Below are 2954 nucleotides of genomic sequence, written 5' to 3'. Positions count from 1 at the left end.
TCGACGCCGTCGCGATCGTGGCGATCCGGCGAAAGCCCCTGCATCGTCCACTGCCGGAACGGTGCGTCGGAGTGGTACCAGGTCGTGCCGACCGTGAACGCATTGCCGCGGCCCCAGTGGTGCACGAGGCGCGCGTCGAGGCCGCCGAAGCGGAACTGGTCGTCCTGCAGCGTCGACGTCGTCGGCGGATTCGGCGGCGTCGCACGATCCTGCGAACGCTGGGCATTGTCCTGGTAGCCGTACCAGAGCTTCGCGACGAGTTCGGTGTCGGCGTCGAACGTGCGCTCGTGGCCGAGGATCGCGACGTAGCGGTCGGTCCAGAGGTTGTTGTGCGGCGTCGTCACCGTCTCCGGATCGGCGGCGAACTGCGGATAACTGAGCTTGCCCGGATCGCCCGTATCGAGGCTGTAGGCGTGGACGTCGAACGTGTAATACGCCGCGTCGTCGGGGCGATAGCCCAGGTGCAGGTCGCCGCCGCGCAGCGTCGAGTCGCCGTTGTCGCGCTCGCCGTCGCTCGTGCGGTAATGCGCGTCGACGAGGTAGTCCCACGCGCCCGACGTACCCGAGAGCTGGTTGAACGTCGCGAACAGGCCGTTGCTGCCGGCGATGTTCTCGGTGTAGCCCGCGAGCTCGCGATCGGCGACCGGCTTGCGGCTGACGAGGTTCAAGACCGGTGGCGGCTCGGGTCCGTACAGCAGCGAGCTGCCGCCGCGGATGAGCTGCACTTCCGACAGCGTCTGCGGCAGCGGGAACGTGTAGATCGTCGGATAGCCGATCCAGTCGGACATGAGCGGGATGCCGTCGAGCAGGACGGTGACGAATTCCGATTCCTGCGGGTTGCCGATGCCGCGGTAGCTGAGGTTCATCTGCCCCGGCGACTGCTGCTCGGAATAGAAGATGCCCGGCGTCTGCGCGAACAGCGCGCGGTTGTTGTTGTCGACGATCGTCGGGACGCTGTCGAGCTTGGTGATCGAGGTCTTCTTGGTGACCGTGATGAGCGGGCCGTCGACCTCGCGCATGATGTGCTGCAGCTTCGGCCGCGTGTCGTCGTGCGCGCGCTCGCGCACATCGACCTTGGGCAAGGTGTTGGCTTGTGCGTCGGCCGCATCGGCGGCGGCGACGTCGTCCGCGCGCGCAACCGCGGGAGCGAACAGGACCTGGGCGATCGCGAGCGCGAGTGCGCCCGGCACGAACGGAGTCGTCTTCATGCAACAATCCTCGGAGGGTCGTCGCGCCGCCCCCCTTGGACGTCGCGCAACCCTCTTTATCGCAGGCCTGCGCCGTATCGCGGTACCGCCTGCAGGCCTAGGCCTGTGGGCGGAGGTCGGCGCCTGAACGGAGCGGCGCACGGATCGACGCGGTTTCCTCCACTCGTTCGGCGCGCTCGCGGCCGCGGTGCCTGCGACGCTCGCCGGTTGCGCCGCGGCGCCGGCCGCCGCGACGCGGCGCACCGCGAGCGCGCCCGACCTCTCGTTCCCGGACGCCCGTAGCATCCGCCCGTGCGAGTGTCGGCGGAGCGCGAAATACGCACCGTGGTCGGCCTGCGCCCGTTCCGGCCGTACGCTTTTGCTGTGCGCGCACAGCGGTTCGGCGACACGCTCGTGCACAACTACGGCCATGGCGGCTCCGGCAACATCGCCGGCGGCCAGTGGTTCCTCGCGTACCTGTCCGAGCGCGCGGTCATCGCGGGCGACGACTGCATGTTCTCGCGTACCGACGCCATCCTGCTCGGCGGCCCCCATGCGGAAGGCGACTAGTCGCTCGATCCCGACCCCGCGGCGAAGCAGCGCGTGCTGGCGGCACACGAGGCGCTGTTCGACAGCTTCCGTACGTGCCGGCGGAGCGCCTGACGTCAGGGGAACGTCCGCGCGGGAGCGGGTTCAGCCGCGACCGGAACATCGGTTATCGAAGCATCGCCACTGAAGTCGCTCCCACGGTCATTCGCGCGTGGGAGCGCGTTCGCCGTTGCGGCACATCGCGGCGTCGCACCCCGGCCATCGCCGCCGTGACGCGACTCAGCGCCGCGGCGGCGGATCCGGCACGAAACCGCCCGGGAACGGCTGCGGTTCGGTGCGCGCGACCGGGCGCGCGATGATCCCCTGCTCGACGAGATTGGCGTAGCTGTCGTACCAGACCGCGAGCGTCTCGGCCGGATGGCGCGACGCGCGCTCGAACGTGGTCTCGTCGACGTGTGCATACTCGCGCGCGCCGTGGCCGGTGCCGAGGCGTTCGGCCGAGGCCTTCGCGCGAGGCTCCGGCGCCGACTGCGCCATCGACGCACTCGGCGCACCGGCACCTGCGGCGCGGTCGCTGCGCTGCATCTCGGCGGCGGGTGAGGGTGGGGCGGACGCCGGCAGCGGCGGCGCGGCATCCTTCGCGGCCTCGTTCGCGACCTGTTCGCGCGCGCGCCACGCCGGCACACTCTCGGTGAACACGGCGACGCCGATCACGCCGACGTTGGCGGGCCGGCCGGTGCGCGCCGCGTAGCTGTTCGGCAATGCCGTGAAGTTGAACTGCGCGATCTCGTCGAGGTTCTTGCGCCAGCCTGCGATCTCGGTCGACTCCCACGCATCGAGCACATAGCCGGTCTGGCTCGTGTCGGCCGTCTGGCCGCTGACCGCGTTGACACCGTCGACGCTGAGCACGGCGAGCACGCGCGCGCCGGTGCGGTTGGCCAGGCGCACCGAGTAGCGATGGCCGGGCGTGCCCGCGACGTAGAGCTTGCCGCGGTCGGCATAGGTCGGCAGGGTCTGGCCGGTGTCGCGGTCGACCACTGCAAGATCGAGCAGGTTGCCCGCATGGGCCGTCGAGGCGAGGCCGGCGGCGAGCAGGGCGGCGCAAAGCAGGGTACGCATGACGCATCTCCGTGGTGGGCAGCGATCGGTCCAACGCCCGGGGACGTCTACCGGGGTTGAACCCGCGTTCGCGCCCCCGGCGAACGCCTGCCGTGCTGC

General features: G+C 70.4%; 3 protein-coding genes. 1 reads left to right on the top strand and 2 read right to left on the bottom strand.

Annotation, left to right across the window (positions count from 1 at the left end; all coding sequences use genetic code 11):
* The coding region (locus VI238_RS09500; RefSeq protein WP_331650757.1) for a TonB-dependent receptor plug domain-containing protein at positions 1-1208 on the bottom strand (1208 nt) is incomplete at its 3' end.
* A 291-nt stretch (positions 1209-1499) separates the two neighbouring features.
* On the opposite strand from VI238_RS09500, the gene VI238_RS09495 reads away from it, so the two are divergent.
* A complete protein-coding gene (locus VI238_RS09495; RefSeq protein WP_331650755.1) occupies positions 1500-1757 on the top strand; it encodes a hypothetical protein in 258 nt (85 codons plus the stop codon).
* Positions 1758-2015: 258 nt separating this feature from the next.
* Here the strand turns inward: VI238_RS09495 and VI238_RS09490 are convergent, their stop codons facing one another.
* Positions 2016-2855 carry a hypothetical protein gene (locus tag VI238_RS09490; RefSeq protein ID WP_331650753.1) on the bottom strand — a complete coding sequence of 280 codons (840 nt, stop codon included), beginning with the start codon at positions 2853-2855 and terminating at the stop codon, positions 2016-2018.
* Positions 2856-2954: the final 99 nt, after the last annotated feature.

It is taken from the genome of Dokdonella sp. (genome assembly GCF_036518555.1).
In the GTDB taxonomy this organism is placed as follows: domain Bacteria; phylum Pseudomonadota; class Gammaproteobacteria; order Xanthomonadales; family Rhodanobacteraceae; genus Dokdonella_A.
Note: the sequence above shows the minus strand (reverse complement) of the source record. Positions and strands in the feature narration are given on the sequence as shown.